Annotated in this window: 10 protein-coding genes; 9 read left to right on the top strand and 1 reads right to left on the bottom strand. The window is 47.2% G+C overall.

The window, feature by feature from the left end; all coding sequences use genetic code 11:
- Positions 1–390, bottom strand: a complete 390-nt coding sequence (locus tag BC792_RS14135; protein ID WP_148909662.1) for a RidA family protein — start codon at positions 388–390, stop codon at positions 1–3.
- A 510-nt stretch (positions 391–900) separates the two neighbouring features.
- Between BC792_RS14135 and nagA the strand changes: the two genes are divergently transcribed.
- From nagA to BC792_RS14090, 9 genes are all read left to right on the top strand, one after another.
- On the top strand, positions 901–2019 hold the full coding sequence (gene nagA, locus BC792_RS14130) for an N-acetylglucosamine-6-phosphate deacetylase (RefSeq protein WP_246155090.1): 1119 nt from the start codon (positions 901–903) through the stop codon (positions 2017–2019).
- Between the two features lie 73 nt (positions 2020–2092).
- Positions 2093–3742 (top strand): glycoside hydrolase family 10-like protein, encoded by a 1650-nt coding sequence (locus tag BC792_RS14125; RefSeq protein WP_148909661.1) that lies wholly within the window; start codon positions 2093–2095, stop codon positions 3740–3742.
- A gap of 53 nt (positions 3743–3795) precedes the next feature.
- Positions 3796–4461: an N-acetylmuramoyl-L-alanine amidase gene (locus BC792_RS14120; RefSeq protein WP_148909660.1), complete on the top strand. Its 666-nt coding sequence runs from the start codon at positions 3796–3798 to the stop codon at positions 4459–4461.
- 194 nt (positions 4462–4655) lie between these two features.
- The gene (locus tag BC792_RS14115) at positions 4656–7787 is read left to right on the top strand and encodes a SusC/RagA family TonB-linked outer membrane protein (RefSeq protein WP_246155086.1); all 3132 of its coding nucleotides are present in this window, start codon (positions 4656–4658) and stop codon (positions 7785–7787) included.
- An 88-nt stretch (positions 7788–7875) separates the two neighbouring features.
- Positions 7876–9516, top strand: coding sequence for a SusD/RagB family nutrient-binding outer membrane lipoprotein (locus BC792_RS14110; protein ID WP_148909659.1), 1641 nt, complete (start codon positions 7876–7878; stop codon positions 9514–9516).
- A 101-nt stretch (positions 9517–9617) separates the two neighbouring features.
- Positions 9618–10844, top strand: a complete 1227-nt coding sequence (locus BC792_RS14105; RefSeq protein WP_148909658.1) for an exo-beta-N-acetylmuramidase NamZ family protein — start codon at positions 9618–9620, stop codon at positions 10842–10844.
- Between the two features lie 227 nt (positions 10845–11071).
- A complete protein-coding gene (locus BC792_RS14100; RefSeq protein WP_148909657.1) occupies positions 11072–14221 on the top strand; it encodes a SusC/RagA family TonB-linked outer membrane protein in 3150 nt (1049 codons plus the stop codon).
- Positions 14222–14232: 11 nt separating this feature from the next.
- Entirely contained in the window at positions 14233–16098 is a 1866-nt protein-coding gene (locus tag BC792_RS14095) for a SusD/RagB family nutrient-binding outer membrane lipoprotein (protein WP_148909656.1), read from the top strand.
- Between the two features lie 31 nt (positions 16099–16129).
- Positions 16130–16996 carry a hypothetical protein gene (locus tag BC792_RS14090; RefSeq protein ID WP_148909655.1) on the top strand — a complete coding sequence of 289 codons (867 nt, stop codon included), beginning with the start codon at positions 16130–16132 and terminating at the stop codon, positions 16994–16996.
- Positions 16997–17207: the final 211 nt, after the last annotated feature.

Below are 17207 nucleotides of genomic sequence, written 5' to 3'. Positions count from 1 at the left end.
TTATTCGGCTTTCCAGGCAATAACGGAAATCTCCACATTGACGTTCTTCGGAAGTGTCTTTACAGCGACACACTCCCTGGCCGGTTGGTTTTGCTGGAAGTACTGCGAGTAGACTTCGTTGATCGTTGCGAAATCTGCCATGTCAGCAATAAAAATACTCGCTTTAACGACATCATCCAACGTATATCCTGCGTGTTCTAAAATTGCCTGTACGTTTCTTAGCACCTGATGCGTTTCGTCGGCAACGCCCGTATTCACCAGTTCCATAGTTTCGGGTATTAACGGGATCTGTCCGGAGACATATAACGTGCCGCCGGCTTTGACCGCTTGGTTATAGGGGCCAATAGCGGCAGGAGCGTTTTCTGTATTTAAGATCTGTTTCTGCAACATAGTTGATTATTTAGAAAAAAATAGTTTATAGATAATAGCCAAAATAAACAGTGTAACGGCGATAATGTTCATCACAAGCATCGCTCTCCTGTTGAACCTGGAGGACTTGGATAGTTTCGGTTGAATATCACGTGGCTTCACGAAGCTAATTTACAACGCAGAATCCGAATATCAAAAAGTGAGTTCCCGTTATTCGTGATTGGAAGTGAGAATTTAGCTGTGGAGACGCAAGATCCTGCGTCTCCACAGCTATCTGCCATCTGCTATTAGCCATTAGCTTCCCTAAACGACTTCACAAATCAACGCCTTCACGGCTTACAGCCATCTGCCATCTGCTATTAGCCATTAGCTTCCCTCAACGACTTTACAAATTAAGAACTTCACGGCTTATAGCTATCTGCCATTTGCCATAAGCCTTCTTACAAATCACGTTCGTATGTGCTGTGTAAAACAAAAGTAGTAAATTAGACTACAGACCTAAAATAGGCCGGCTTATATAAAAAACAAGTTATGATGGAAACAAAGAAGACCGCATTGGTCAATGGACGGATTTTTAATGGGGATACTATTTTTTTAGACCATGCTTTGGTAATGCAAGGCGACAGAATCCATGGAATATTTCCCGAGTACGCACTGCCAGAAAATGTCGACAGGGTAGATATGCACCAGGCCAACGTCTGCGCCGGGCTTATTGACCTGCAGATCTATGGGACAGGGAAGGATCTTTTCTCTGCCGATCTTACCGTCGAGTGTATACGCCGCATTGAAAAGAGCCTGCTCGCCCAAGGTTGCACGTCGTTTATGTTGACGCTCGCCACCAATACCCTGTCTATTTTTAAGGAGGGAATCCGCGCGTTTCAGGAAGCACAGCCCCGTGCCTCCCTCGGGTTACATCTAGAAGGACCCTTTCTGAATCCGGCCAAGCGGGGCGCTCACCCTGCGGAACTTATTTTGAATCCGACGCCCGATCACATCTATGATCTTTTTAGCGAGGACAGCGGGACAGTAAAAATGATGACTGTTGCCCCCGAGATAATGGACGACGTCTGTATACGATTGCTGCTTGAACGCGGTATCCTGCTCAGCGCGGGCCATAGCGCCGCGTCCTTTCGTCAAGGAATGCAGGGATTTAGCAAAGGGATACGCGCTGCGACACATCTTTGGAATGCGATGTCGCCCTTGCACCATCGGGATACGGGGCTTCCGGGTGCGATATTCGCTGACCACAATGTCGCCGTATCTATCATTGTGGACGGCATACATGTGGATTACGAAGCTGTCAAGTTCAGCAAACGGATGTTGGGGCGCCGTCTATTTTTAATCACGGATGCCGTAGGGGCATGTGATAACGGGATTTATCAACACGTTTTTAAGCAAGATCATTATGTTTTGCCTGACGGCACATTGAGCGGGTCGGCATTAACACTTTTACAAGCCATTGAAAATAGCGTTACGAAAGTCGGAATCCCCCTGGACGAGGCGATACGTATGGCAACGCTCTACCCAGCACAGGTCATTGGAAGGACCGATATAGGTCATCTCGGAAGAGATGCGGTGGCAAATGTTTTGGTTTTTGATGAAGATTTTCAGGTAAAGACCGTTTATTTTGAAGGGGAACAGGTCGTGTAATTTTCTCGTGCCTATATATAGAAAAGAGGGGATGTTTCGTTGTTATATACGGAAAAGTGTAGTTTTGTATCCTATGAATTTAAAACCGATAAAAAGTATTACGGTCTTAGCGTTCTTGTTTTCGATTGTGCTATTTTCGTGCGCATCCCGTAAAAATAAGAAGTCTGCTAAAGAGCTCAAGTCTCCTGCCGTTGAGGTGGTAAAGGCAGACACTGTTAGCCCTGTATTGCCCGCTACGGTCGCTGCGACAGTTCCGCCGGCTACCAAGCCTGTTCCGGCAGCAGGGAAAGAAGCCGTTGACGTCCCTTTGCGGGTGAATCTTCCTGTCGTAAATCGGGAGTTCCGCGGGGCCTGGGTGGCGACGGTAGCCAATATAAATTGGCCTACAAAAAACAATTATGCGACAGAATCGCAAAAGCGTGAAGCTATTCAACTGTTGGATTTTCTCAAAGATAATCATTTTAATGCTGTTATTTTTCAAGTGAGGCCGTCGGCCGATGCGCTGTACGATAGTCCTCACGAGCCATGGTCATATTTTCTGACGGGAGTAACAGGAAAGCGGCCTTCGCCGTATTATGATCCGTTGGAGTTCTGGGTGGAGGAGGCACACAAAAGGGGTATGGAGCTGCACGTTTGGCTGAATCCGTATCGTGCTCACCATTCGGCGGGAGGTGCTGTCACGTCTGAGTCGATGGTACGAAAGGCGCCAGAGATGACCGTTCGTCTAAAGAATGGGATGTACTGGTTCGATCCGGCAAATCCTAAAACGCAGGATCATGCAGCCAATGTAGTGCTGGACATTGTCAAACGCTATAACATCGATGGCGTACATTTTGACGACTACTTTTATCCATATGCAAGCTATAACGGAGGGGCTGATTTTCCCGATGATGTTTCTTGGAACGCATACCGAAGAGCCGGAGGAACGCTTTCCCGGGCCGACTGGCGGCGGGACAACGTGAATAGATTTGTAGAACGTATATATCGTTCAATAAAAGCGGAAAAGAACCACGTCAAGTTTGGTATCAGCCCTTTCGGAATATGGAAGCCGGGTTATCCGGCAGGCGTTACTGGATCTTCACAGTACGACGAGCTCTACGCCGATGCTAAATTATGGCTTAACAAGGGGTGGGTCGACTATTTTGCTCCGCAGCTGTATTGGCCGATCGAGCCGGCGCGACAGAGTTTTACCGCATTGCTGCAGTGGTGGGAATCGGAAAATACGCAGCAACGTCATTTGTGGCCGGGATTGAACACCGTAGAGGTTAGGAGCCCGAACAGGCCGCAGGAGATCGTCCGCCAGATTGAGGCAACGCGCCAGCTTATTCCGAAAAGCGTGGGTGCTATCCATTGGAGTATAGCGGGACTTACGAAGAGTCCGGCCATGGTTCATGCGATCAAATCCGGTCCTTATCAACAGAAAGCACTGGTTCCACGTTCGCCTTGGCTTAAGGCCAATCCATTGTTAGCTCCGACGTTGCTCTTGACAAAACAGACCAGCAGCGTATTTGCCAAATGGTTGCATAAGCAGCCCGACGAGGTGTTTCAGTGGGTGGCATACGCGCAGTACGGAGAAACATGGGAGTACGAAATTCTGGATAGAGACCAAACGGAGAAGAGCTTTCCGAAAGAGAAAAATGGACAGAAGCTACGGGCCGTTGCGGTGCGGGCCATTGACCGTTTGAGCAACGAAAGCGATTATATCGCTAAGTCTGTTATCTAGTTTATAACTAACTCTTTACAGAACTGCCTAAAATTTTTAGGTAGTTTTGTTGTATGAGGAAGAGGATAAAAGGCCTGTTGGCGACGGTTTTGGTGTGGGGAGTGTGGACGTTAACCAGCGCACAGGAGCGTCCAAACATTGTGCAGCGTCCGATTACATGGAATGCACAACGGGAGAAGCTTTCTTTGGAATATCTGAAAAATAGACATGGGATTAAAGCGCCTTCTTTAGAGATTGTCCCAAAGATGGTTGTTGTACATTGGACGGAGGTGTTGTCTGTCGACAAGACTATCCGGGTGTTCGACCCCGTTCAGCTGCCCGGAAGACCGAATTTGCAAAAAGCCAGCGCATTGAATGTTTCTGCTCAGTTTGTCATCGGACGCGATGGTACTATCTTTCAGTTGTTGCCGGAAACCATGTTTGCGCGCCATACCATTGGGCTGAACTATTGTGCAATAGGCATTGAGAATATTGGATCTGCCCGCCACCCGCTCACGGAAGCACAGTTACAGGCCAATACTGCTTTAATACAGTATTTGATGGCCAAATATCCGATCGAACATGTGATAGGGCATCACGAATATCAAGTTTTCAAGAATACAACCTGGTGGAAAGAGACCGATCCTGCCTATGTGACCCAAAAATCAGACCCCGGCGATGAGTTTATGAACCAATTACGCCTGAATTTGGGATTGCAGGCGACTTTGGTTCTGAATTGATGCTGTTCTGGTCGGGTGTTTGCCTGTTTTTGCCTTTTTCTAAAGCCTCCTAATTCCCTTTTTTGTAACTTTTGTCGCTTTTTGTGAAATATTACATGCAAAATCTTGCGTTTTTGTTAAAAATGTTCTAGTATTGTTTCGAAAAAACGAAAGACTGCATAAGCCTTTTTATGAATTAACCCAAACAAACTAATATGAACAAAGCTCTACTTTTAACAGTGGCTTTCGGGTGTGCCATGCATGGCACGTATGCTGGGTTTCGACCGACCAATACGGAGACGAAGCGGGCAATCTTCCCTAAAGCAAGTGTTGTTATTCAAAATCAGATTTCGGGAACTGTTCGGGATGCGTCGGGACCAATATCCGGCGTCACTGTGGCTGTCGTTGGTTCGACAACCGCTGTTCAGACCGATGAGAACGGACGTTTTTTTCTGACGGCGCCCGCCGCTAGTACGTTGCGTTTTTCTGCGGTCGGATTTAAAACGAAAGACGTACTTGCCACATCAAATCAGCTAACGGTTCGATTGGACGGCGACGATACGGCCATCGACGAGGTTGTTGTGACAGCGTTGGGGATTAAGAAAGAGAAAAAAGCCCTCGGCTACGCTGTGCAAGATATCAAGGCCGACGAATTGATGAAAAATAAGAACCCAAATGTCATTAATTCTTTAAACGGTAAGATTGCCGGCGTCAATGTAACGAATTCCGGCGGGGCTCCAGGCGCGTCGGCAAACATTGTAATCCGTGGAGGTACGTCGTTGGAAAGAGACAACCAGCCCTTGTTTGTGATCGATGGGATCCCCATGGACAATTCCACCGGACAAGGGGATAACTCGGCGTTCGACGGTAATACAAATATCTCGACAACCAATGGAAATAGAGCCTTGGATATTAACCCGGAAGATATTGAGTCTATGTCTGTTTTGAAAGGTCCGGCGGCTGCGGCCTTGTATGGTTTGCGCGCGGCGGCGGGAGCGATCGTTATTACAACCAAAAAAGGAGCAGAAGGTAGCACGCAGGTCGGGATAAGCTCCCGTTTTGGCGTAAACTGGGTGAATAAACTTCCTGAACAGCAGGCACGATATAAGCAAGGATCCTATTATAATGGAGCCTTTGTCGGTCAGACGTTCGAATCGTGGGGAGATGCTTTCGCCGACGGCGAGACGCGATATAACAACATGAAAGACTTCTACGAAGTAGCCAACGTGTATGATAATTCCTTCAACATATCCGGGGGATCAGCCAAAGGAAACTTCTACCTGTCAGGATCGAATATCTACCAAACAGGCGTAGTGCCTACAACGGACTTCAATCGGTCAACCGTGCGCTTCAACGGGGAGCAGAAGCTGGGGAAATTTACCTTTGGTGCGAACGCATCTTACTCCCTAAGCGATACGCGTAAGACGTTGACAGGCTCTGGACTGTGGGGGTCGTCTGGAAACGGGTACATGGAGTCGGTGCTGATCTGGCCAGGAAATGACAATATGAAAGACTATCTGACGGGCGATGGGCGGAATAAGCTATTGTTGCCCCAGATTGCTTTAGAGAACAACACTGACAATCCTTACTGGTTAATCTATAAAAATCCACAAACGGATAAAACCGATCGCATCTTGGGAAATATCTACACCAATATTAATGTAACAGATTGGTTCGATATTACCTACCGATTAGGCGTCGATAATTATACTTCTCAGTTCAATACACTCGTTTCTCCCGGGTCGAGTGTGAAATTAGCATGGCAGAATGGTATGATGTCCAATACGGACAAAAAATATCAATACCTGAACAGCAACTTGATGTTGAACTTTAAAAAACAGTTTAATGATTGGGACTTCAATTTGTTGATCGGTAATAATGCGGAAGATACTAAGATAAAATCGTCCTCACTGCGTGGCGAAAGTTTTGAGTTGGCCGGATTCGAGAGTATGGAGAATTTTAAAAATGAAAACAAGTATTATACGCAGGTGCATAATAACCGGCGCATCGTGGGTGTATATGGCGATTTCCGTGTGGGGTACAAAGGTATAGCGTATTTGAATGCGACTGGTCGAAACGACTGGTCATCAACTTTGCCGGTACAGAACCGTTCATTCTTCTATCCGTCTTTGTCCGGATCTTTAATATTTACGGAACTGTTTGAGAAGAATGATATCCTGACCTACGGTAAAATCCGGTCGTCGTGGGCGTCGGTAGGAAAAGATGCTCCGGCGTATGTGACCACCACAGGTCTTTTCGGTCCGGAACTGACCATAGGCGGAGGGTTTAGAAATCATTGGACGCGTGGTAATGATCAATTGAAGCCCGAACGTACGAACTCGTTCGAAATCGGTGCGGACTTACGTTTTTTAAAGAATGCGATCGGATTGGAGTTTACATACTATAAGACAAATTCAGTCGATCAGATTTTGCAGCCGCGCGTTTCCAATGCAACAGGATACATTCTAACATACTATAATATCGGCGAGTTAAATAACGAAGGGTTTGAATTGTCGTTGACTGCGACACCGGTTAAGCGGGGTGAATTCGCATGGAATACCATGCTGAATCTCTCTCATAATAACGGACGCGTGGCGGAACTGATTGGCGGATTAGACATCTTGTATGTCACAGATGTCCAAGTCGGAACAGGGAAAGCGGCATCATATAATAATGGAGATTTCATGGGGATAAGCGGATCGGTATGGCAAAGGGATGCGGAAGGTAACCTGTTGTTGGACTGGAACACGGGGATGCCGCTGACATCGTCTTCGACAACTACGTACGTCGGTAACCGTGAGCCCGATTTTATAGGTGGATGGAACAACTCTTTGACTTACAAAAATTGGGATCTATCCTTTTTATTTGATTTCCGTAAAGGGGGAGACGTTTACAATGCTTCCGAGTACTTAATGACTGTGTATGGAACGAGCAAACAGACGGCCAACAGAGGAGAAACTATCCAGTTTTCGGGGATGGCTCTCAATCCCGACACCAGACAGTACGAGGCTGTGACCCGCGACGTTGTAGCTAGCGAAGCATATTACAAAGATGTTTATGCGAAACACACGCCGCATTTTATCGAAAACGTCAACTGGTTCAGGCTGCGTTCGGTCAGTTTAAGTTATTCATTGCCCAAAGCGATGTTGGCGAAGTCGAAATTTATAAAAGGGGCAACGTTTAATGCAATGGGAACCAATCTGTGGCTCTTAACAAATTACTCTGGGGTAGATCCCGAGACCTCCGCCGCAGGTGCAGGGGTGGTAGGCTCTGGTTCGGTCGGTATCGATTATGCAGGTGTGCCAGCTACGGCTGGATTTACGTTGGGTGTAAACTTAAAATTCTAGTAGAGTGAACCCTGCATAAATTGCCCTAGGCAAAAGGATACGTGTGATTTATGTTAGCTTCATCATCATTAAAAGAAACATTATACAGATGAAAAAGATATTATATTTAATGACAGCAACAGCCGTTTTATCGCTATCATCCTGCGATAAATGGCTCGATATAAACGATAATCCAAACAGCGGTACAGCAGATAAACCGAATGCGGAACAACGGTTGCCTTCCATTCTGGCACAATTCGCCGACGGGTATGAAAGTGCTGGCACACGCGCAGCTCATGTCACGCATCAGTTGGCAAACACATATGGCGCATCTACGCGAAACTATCTGTTAACGCGATGGTATTCGGACGCTTCGGCAGCCAACTGGCCGTGGCAGGCCTGGTACGTAAATACGGCAGTTAATCTCCAGCCGATGATTGAAGCAGCTCAGCGGGACGGGGCATATCACTATGTAGGCGTTGCTAAGATTATAAAAGCCTGGGGTTTTGGATACCTGGCAGACTACTATGGGGTGCTACCATATCAGGAGTTTGACAATAGAGACATCTTAACGCCGAAGTTTGACGACGCGGAATACGTGTATGGAGAGGTGTTCAAGCTGCTTGACGAGGCTATCGTGGAATTGCAAAAGGACCAGGGAGAGTTTGCACCAGCATTAGCAGCTGGCGATACATATAATAAGGGCAACGTGGACAACTGGATTAAACTTGCTTACGGATTAAAGGCACGATTTCTTTCGCACTTGAACAAAAAATCAGTATACGACCCCGACGCAATACTCGCAGCGTTGGAGAATGCGCCGAAAACGGCAGCCGAGTCTACCATTTATCAGTACGTAGACCAAAGTGCAACAACGACTTCAACCAGTCAGTCGGCGCTACAATACGTAAATACGTCGGCGTCTACCCGTGTGTCGAAACTCTACATCGATTACATTCGGAATAACTATACGGGTGCTCCGACCGGCGCGAATGACATGCAAGATCCTAGATTCACGCTACTTGTGCCACATTCTCAGGAAGGCGATGGTACGATGCGAGCTTCTGTAGGCGTCGATTTTGCATCGGACAAGGTGTTGACCGGACCGGTAGCCTATGCGTACGATTCGAAGACAAACAAATTTGACAATGCGGACTCTATCTATGTACAGTTAAGGGAGGCGAAGGCAGCAAATGGAAGGGTCTTGTCAACGGGCACCTGGTATAATAAGAAAGATTCCAAAGGTTTATTATTGACCGGTGCAGAAATGAAATTTATCGAGGCAGAGGTCCGCCTGCGTAAGAGCCAGCGCGACCTGGCTCTGGCTGCATATAAAGAAGGGATCAAAATCCACATGGAAATCATGGGCATAGCCGCGAATCAGATTGAGGCATTCCTGGCGAGTACCTCCGTGGTGCAAGACCCTGGTGCGTTGACCCTTAGTCATGTCATGATTCAGAAGTACATCGCGCTGTCCTATTCGCCCGAACAATGGGTAGACATGCGCCGCATGAACTACTGTACAGATGAAAACGGAAACTATAACGAGGCGACCGGAATTTATAAAGGATATAAAAGACCGACGCATGTATACACTCAGTCATACCCTTCGGCTACTGATTGGCCTCGACGTTTTGCCATGGCTTCGTATGAACTCAACTTCAATAGTGCACAATTGCGGCTGATTGCGCCAAACTATGATCTACCGACTTATCTCAATGAGCCGATTTGGTGGGACAAAAAAGATTAATATTTGTACGGCCGGAGGGTGACCTCCGGTTTTTTTTTGCTTTTTTAGAAAATTCTCGATCTTCTTGTTTATGTTTGTTATTCAATTAAAAACGCATAAATATGAAAAATAAGATGCTATTTCTTGCGGTATTGCTGCTTTCGGCTGCTGCTTGTACGGCGCGGAACGGACAAACGGCCGAAAGCAACACTCTTTCTGACTCGACCGGTAGCCCGGAGGCGATCCAGCCGGCGGCAGATCAGCTGGCGGCCTATCTACCCTTACTGAAAGGTAAAAAAGTTGGCTTGATGGGCAACCAAACGTCTATTGTAGGGCCGGAAAAAGAACACCTTGTCGATGTTCTATTACGCGAACAGGTGGACCTCAGATTCGGCTTTGCACCGGAGCATGGTTTTCGGGGCGATGTGGAACGGGGTGAAAAAGTAAGCAACGACGTGGACAAGAAAACCGGTTTGCCGCTTTACACGCTCTACGGAGGTAACGAAAAGCAGGACTCGATCGTGCAGTCTATTGATGTTATGATCTTTGATCTGCAGGATGTCGGTGCACGTTTCTATACGTATATCACTTCGCTACACCGCGTGATGGAGCTTTGCGCAAAACACGACAAAGAACTTATCGTTTTAGATCGTCCTAACCCATGTGGCGACCAGGTGGACGGCCCCGTCCGGAAAGATGATAAGTTTAAATCGAATGTCTCTTTCCATAAAATCGCCATGGTGCACGGACTCACCGTAGGGGAGCTGGCTAAAATGATAAACGGCGAAAAATGGCTGGAGCAGGGACGCGAGTGCAAGCTTACCGTCATCCCGGTACTTAACTGGGACCATAGTAAGATGTATGAGCTGCCTGTTATACCGTCGCCCAGTTTACCAAATCACCTTTCGGTTAGGTTATACCCTTCCCTGTGTCTATTCGAAGGGACAGATATATCGGTTGGCCGCGGAACGGATTGGCCGTTTCAGGTTGTCGGCTTCAACAGCCCTGTGTATGGGGACTTTACGTTCACTCCGGGAGAAAAAGCCGGGATGGCCAAACATGTCGAAGGTAAAGGGGAGAAAATGTATGGTGTAGATCTGCGGGATCTGGATCCAAACGAACAGCGTTTTACGCTTCGTTATATATTAGACTTTTATAAAAAGATGCCGGATAAGAGTAAGTTTTTTTCCAGAGCGGCGTTCTTTGACAAGCTCGCCGGGACAGACGAGCTGCGGAAGCAGATTATGGCGGGCAAAAGCGAAGACGATATCCGGAAAAGCTGGGAAGCGGATTTAAAAGCATATAAAGAAATGCGGAAAAAGTATCTACTTTATCCTGATTTCGAATAGTAAGACCTGTGTCTAGAAATTAAAACACGCCTTTGTGCGTGTTTTTTTTTGACTATGCAAAAAATTGGAAAAAGATGCATAAGTGTTTGGTTATTAATAATTCTTGAGTATATTAGTGCGTGTTTTTGCAATTAAATACTTTTGTTTGTTGAAACACGCATTTTTAATAGTCCGCTCAGCGGTACTGTTAACTAACTACTAACTAACTATTAATTAACTAACTAACAATGAGAAAATCCTTACTATTTTCTTTTGCGCTGGGGATAGTTGCGTCTGCGCATTTGGAGCCTGTTTTGGCCCGTGCGTATGCAGATGTTCCCAAGTCAGCTTTGTATGTTGACGACGGCGATCAAAATCTGATCCAAGGTGTTGTCAACAGCGCTGCCGGGCCTGTTCCCGGTGTAACAGTATCTGTGGTCGGTACATCCTATTCGACGCAGACGGACGCCAACGGCCGCTTTAGGATAAATGCGCAAAGGGGAAGTACCTTGCGTTTCACGAATGTGGGATATCGGTCTAAAGATGTCGTGGTAGGAACAGGCAACGAAATTGTTGTTTCTCTGGAGGCGCAGGAGGCTGCCATAGAGGAAGTCCTGGTGACGGCAGAATTCGGCGTTAAACGTACCGGACGTGCCGTGGGTTCTTCTGTGCAGCAAATCGACGGCGCTACGATCAGCGAATCGGGACGGGAAAACTTCATCTCTGCATTGGCCGGACGGGTTCCGGGATTAAACGTGACTTCCACGAGCGGCTCGCCGGGGGCGTCTACGACAGTTGTTCTGCGGAATATTACCTCTATCTCTGGTAACAACCAGCCGCTCTATGTTATCGATGGCGTCCCAATGAACAACTCTAGTTTTGATCCGCTTGGAGGGATGGCAGGTGGGGGTTCTGGCACCTATTCGGTCCGCAATCTCGATTTTTCATCAAGGGGTAACGACTTTAACCCTGAAGACGTGGAGTCGGTCACCGTCCTAAAGGGAGCAGCTGCTGCCGCATTGTACGGATCAGACGCCTCTAATGGTGCGATTATCATTACGACCAAGAAAGGCCGGGCCGGAAAAGGCCGCGTAAACTACAGCAACTATTTTAAATGGGATCAAGCCTATGGCTATCCGGATATGCAGACCAAATATGCTAACGGAAACTATGGTACCACAAACTACTATTTTACGTCGAAATTTGGCGGTCTATACCCCGAAGGTATGCAGCTATATGATAACATAGCCGCCATCCTTCAGACCGGATATTCCGGCAGGCATAACATCTCCGTAGAAGGCGGATCCGACAAGGCCACGCTTCGGGCAGGCTTTTCTCAGCTGAACCAAGATGGAGTCGTCAAGACGACAGGTTACGACCGCACGAACCTTAGCCTTGCCGGACAGGCACAAATTACAGATTGGTTGAAATTTGAGGGCGCTATCCAGTATACCAAGACGGGCAACAATAAGGTGCTGAGAGGTACCGATGGCCCTTTATACAGAGCAATGCTGTGGCCAATGGTTGACAATATGGAAAACTATCTGGCGGCTGATGGCAGTCACATGAAGGTGCCTGATTATTACGTAGATGAAGACTTGCTTAACCCGCTATTTGCGCTTTATAGAAATAAGTTTTTTGACAAATCCGATCGGTTCCTGAGCAATGTAGCGCTGAATTTGACTCCCGTTAAAAACACATTCGTCAGGGCACAGGTGGGCTGGGATGTGGGTATGCAGACATTTGAAACATCCGCTCACCCGTATTATGCAAATAGAAATGCCGGACTGGGGCAATACAACCTCGTGCAGTCTAACTTTTCTGATCCAACGGTCAACATAATTGCGGGATATAATAATAAGTTCTTTAATGAAAAATTTTCCCTTTCCGGACAGGTGGGATATCACCAGCTCGAGAATGCTATTACCCGTTCGGCCGTTAACGGTACCACGTTTCTCGTTCCCGATTTTCAGTCGATCAACAATACGGATCCTGCGACGCAGACGGCCACCCAGCGGAATACCAAACGGAGAATACAGGCCTTGTCAGCACAATTTGAACTCGGCTACAACAATATAGCTTTTATTACATTACGGGGCCGGAACGATTGGTCATCGACGTTGCCTATTGATAATAACCGATACTTTTATCCGGCGATCGAAGGGTCATTCATCCTTTCCGATCTGGAATTCATGAAGGCTATACCAGCGATCAATTACGTCAAATTGCGGGGATCGCTGGCGCAGGTTGGTAAAGATGCCGGTCCTCTGGAGATAGATCCTCAGCTGGAAACAACGGGACTGACGGGCGGAGGCTTTAAATACGGAACAACTGGTCCAAATCCAAATTTGCGTCCTGAGATGACGACTGCCCACGAAGCAGGTTTGGATCTTCGGATGTTTAACAACAGACTTAACGCGAGCTTCACATACTTCGGGACGAGAAATGACGACCAGATCGTCAAAGGCTTCCGGTTAAGCTATGCGACGGGGTTTGTCCTGAATAACATGAACGTAGGATCGTTTAAAACGTGGGGTTGGGAAGGCCACATCGACGGTGATATCATAAAAGTGCCAGATGGATTAACATGGAATCTAGGGGTGAATGCCTCGCGGGGATTTTCAAAGGTGCTTTACCTTCCGGAAAATGTCACAGAATATTATAATGCCTACACCTGGAATTCGGGAAATATCCGAAATGGTATCATGACCGGGCAGCCAATTACGACCTTAACGGGTCTTGCTTACGAACGTAACAATAAGGGGGATATCTTGATAAGTCCAACGACGGGTCTGCCTATCACGAGTTCGGTATGGTCTGTTATCGGGGATAGAGAGCCGAAGCTGCGGTTTGGTGTGACATCGAGTTTGACCTACAAGAGCTTACGTCTGTCAGCGTTATTCGCTGGAAGGCTTGGTGCTACCGTGGTCAATGGAACCAAGCGTACGATGATGACAAACGGAACAAGCTGGGAATCCGTTGCGCTGCGGGAGAGCGGTCCTGTTGTCTTCGATGGCGTATTGCGGGATGGGAATGAAAATAGTGATAATCCGACAAGAAACACGATAGCATTAGACTACAGAACGTATGGAGCTACGATTTATGGAGGAGCCGACGAAGATTGGCTCGAGAAAAATGTTAATTATCTACGGATGCAGGAGTTACGTTTATCCTATCGCCTGCCACAGCGTTTTCTGAGTAAGGCAAAAATAATCTCCGGAATGGATATATATTTTGTCGGCAACGATCTTTTTACCTGGACGAATTACTCGGGGATAGACGCAGTAGGGAATACCGTATCTGCAGCAGCAGGCGGTACCGGAGGGGAAGGGTATGACGTCTGGTCGTTACCGAATCCACGGGGTTTTTCTGTTGGACTTAGCTTGACATTGAATTAAAGGATTGAATCATGAGAAAGAAACTATTATATCTGCTACCGCTATTTGCAATTTTCGGGAGCTGCGAGAAATATCTGGACGTCAATAAAAATATTGATGCTCCGGCCCAGGTAGAAGGCTATCTATACCTGGCCAACATTATCCAGCAATACCAAGGACTATACTGGGATATCCGTGCCATAGGTCCCATGACGCAGATGATGGGTACAACTTCGGGAACCTATACTACATTTGCCAATCAATATTATACAGAAGGTAGCGACGCTGGAGGAGAGCTGTGGCGCGTCGTTTACTGGAACCAAGGCATGAACCTGGAGAACCTAATTAACCAGTCTTTGGAGGCTGAAGATTGGACCCTTGCGGGGATTGGCTATGCGATGAAGGCTTTCAGCTGGGACCAGCTAACAAAGGTCCATGGCGAGGTGCCCATGAAAGACGCCTTTGTTCCGGGACTGCTTTCGCATAATTATGATTACCAGAAGGACGTCTATGCACAAGTGAGAGAATGGGCATATAAAGCCATCGAATTGCTTGAGCGTCCGGACGATCATAATTACGGAAGTAAAATCACTGATAATGATTACATATACGCGGGCGACAAAACCAAGTGGATTAGATTTGCTTATACCGTCATCGTGCGGAACCTGGCATCGTTGAGCAACAAAAACAATTTTTCGCAAGACTACGCACAGGAGCTGTTAGAAGCTGCAGGAAAGGCGTTCCAAAGTCCGGCAGATGATGCAACGGTAAAAATTGCCGGAGGTTCCCAGTCTGCGCCTTATAATGAATTCAACAACTTTTGGGGAACTGCCCGGCCAAATCTGTCGTACTCCTTTTTTCAGCACGAGTGGGCTGTTCAGGTGCTTACCGGAACGGTTCCGGAATACGATGAAACAACAGGCGAAAAGATCCGGCTGGATCAAAATCCATATCACCCTTACAAATTGGCGGCTAAACAGATTATAACGGATACACTGACGGACATGCCGGGGCACTTCGATCCCCGTGCCGCTGTGAAACTGGGGACAACAAGCAATAAGCTGTTTCAGCATCTTAATAACGCCGATAGCGTTAAAGCATACGAATACTACGGAGGTATGTTTACAAGTACAGTTGGCTCTATCGGAACGGCACCTTCCTTTTACGGGCGTAATATCTCGTCTACCTTTACGGGCGCCGAGCACGATGGTATAGGGCGATGGATTTATAGGGATGACGCGCCGTATATTTTGACAACGTACGCTGAAGTACAGTTTTGTCTGGCAGAGGCGTATTGGAAAATGGGGCGTAATGCGGAGGCGTTCGATGCCTTTAAGAAAGGCGTAGCAGCAGATATGGAGACGACGGCGAGATATATTTATCCGGGAAAAGAGGGAAGTCCTACAGGCGGGGACAAGATTACGAGAGAGCTCTTTACCTCGTTGGCGTCGCAATATGTTAACGGTCCCTATGTGGGCGGTTTGGATAACCTTACGTTGTCCCACATCATGATGCAAAAGTGGGTGGCCCTCTACCCGTGGGGAGCGCCCGAGGCATGGGTAGATATGAGGAAATACCACTACGATATAAGCTATACAGGCGGCTATCCAAGCAACGGAAATGGATGGGTACAGGCGCTAATCGACCAGAAGTGGGATTCGGATCCGTCGAAAGTGTATAAAGGATTGTATTTGGGGCCAGCGCAGGTTCAGGGACGAAAGTCTGCGTATAATGTCAGAAACGAAGGGTCTCCGAGCTATAGGCTGAGACCACGGTATAATTCAGAATATATGTGGAACTTGAAATCGTTGGAGACGCTTAAACCTATACCGGGAACAGCAGATAATTATCAAACTTCGATCCCTTGGTTTGCTTATCCCGGAGATGGGCCGCAATAACAAATTTAAAACGATGAGAAAAAGAAGCATTATGAAAAATATAGGTAAAATATTGTTGATCTCCATCAGTGCATTGCTAACGTTATCCTGTGAGAAAAATGTTGTAGAATACAGGGCAACTCCGATAGACGATGAAACTACGGCGCAGTTTCAGCTACATTATATGGTGCCGATTGCTACCGGTACGGTAAACAATATCAATAGGGTGGAGCTAAACGGGCAGTTGCTGACAAATGAGACCTCGCCGCTGGCTGCATATAATTTCATCCCTAGCGGCGCTGTGGGCAAGTTCTTCGCCACTCAGCCCGGGCGCGTAAATCTGAAATTATATAGAGGGGCCGTCGAGAATCTTACGCTGGCGTACGATCATGATTTTGAACTTCCGGGAGGAAAATATAACGTGGTTGTCCACGATTTTGAAAAAGCGCCGGCTCTGTTTAAAAATGACGCTCCCTATCCGACCATTACAACGGAGTATACCGGTACGACGGCCTGGGTAAAGTTTTACAACTTTCTTTATGAGACGCCCGGCGTACCCACACCGTTAAAGCTACAGTATCAGTTTCAGTATACCAAAGATAATACAACGGGGGAAAAGAGCGAATGGGAAAATCTTGGTGACCCGGTTGCGTTCGGAGAAGCAACGGGATGGCATCCGGTAACTGTAAATAAAACGGTCGTTATTTCGGCGGGTTCAGCGCGGATCGACTACCGTATCCGGCTGATCGGCCCTGATGGTTCCGATCAGGGAAGTTTAACGGTAAGAAATTCGGCAGGGAATATGGTGAACTATTCGGACTGGTGGACAGCAGCCATCGGTCGCGTTTATCATCATATGTTGGCAGGCTATCGCGCTGCAACTCCAGTGTCGGGGGTTCGTGTCGCGACAGCTTTGTAGAGCGGCGTTTCCGGGAGACATAGCTATAAAGAGGTTGTCTAAAAAGCCTTTTTTTAAAAAGGAATCCCCGATACGTGAAAGTGTCGGGGATTTTTATTGTTTGTCCTAAAAAATGGTTATTTTTAGGTGTACCCAAACAATATGGCAAACATACTATTCAAAGCATTACCATCCAATAGTCCGAGTCTTTTTCCGGAAGATATTTTTGCAA

Source organism: Sphingobacterium allocomposti (assembly GCF_008124885.1).
Taxonomy (GTDB): Bacteria; Bacteroidota; Bacteroidia; order Sphingobacteriales; family Sphingobacteriaceae; genus Sphingobacterium; species Sphingobacterium allocomposti.
This window is presented reverse-complemented; position numbering and strand designations above follow the sequence as displayed.

Coding starts and splice junctions, on each gene's coding strand:
- BC792_RS14100 (WP_148909657.1), top strand. CDS start 11,072: ATGAGAAAATCCTTACTATTTTCTTTTGCGCTGGGGATAGTTGCGTCT.
- BC792_RS14095 (WP_148909656.1), top strand. CDS start 14,233: ATGAGAAAGAAACTATTATATCTGCTACCGCTATTTGCAATTTTCGGG.
- BC792_RS14105 (WP_148909658.1), top strand. CDS start 9,618: ATGAAAAATAAGATGCTATTTCTTGCGGTATTGCTGCTTTCGGCTGCT.
- BC792_RS14135 (WP_148909662.1), bottom strand. CDS start 390: ATGTTGCAGAAACAGATCTTAAATACAGAAAACGCTCCTGCCGCTATT.
- BC792_RS14115 (WP_246155086.1), top strand. CDS start 4,656: ATGAACAAAGCTCTACTTTTAACAGTGGCTTTCGGGTGTGCCATGCAT.
- BC792_RS14090 (WP_148909655.1), top strand. CDS start 16,130: ATGAAAAATATAGGTAAAATATTGTTGATCTCCATCAGTGCATTGCTA.
- BC792_RS14110 (WP_148909659.1), top strand. CDS start 7,876: ATGAAAAAGATATTATATTTAATGACAGCAACAGCCGTTTTATCGCTA.
- nagA (WP_246155090.1), top strand. CDS start 901: ATGATGGAAACAAAGAAGACCGCATTGGTCAATGGACGGATTTTTAAT.
- BC792_RS14125 (WP_148909661.1), top strand. CDS start 2,093: ATGAATTTAAAACCGATAAAAAGTATTACGGTCTTAGCGTTCTTGTTT.
- BC792_RS14120 (WP_148909660.1), top strand. CDS start 3,796: ATGAGGAAGAGGATAAAAGGCCTGTTGGCGACGGTTTTGGTGTGGGGA.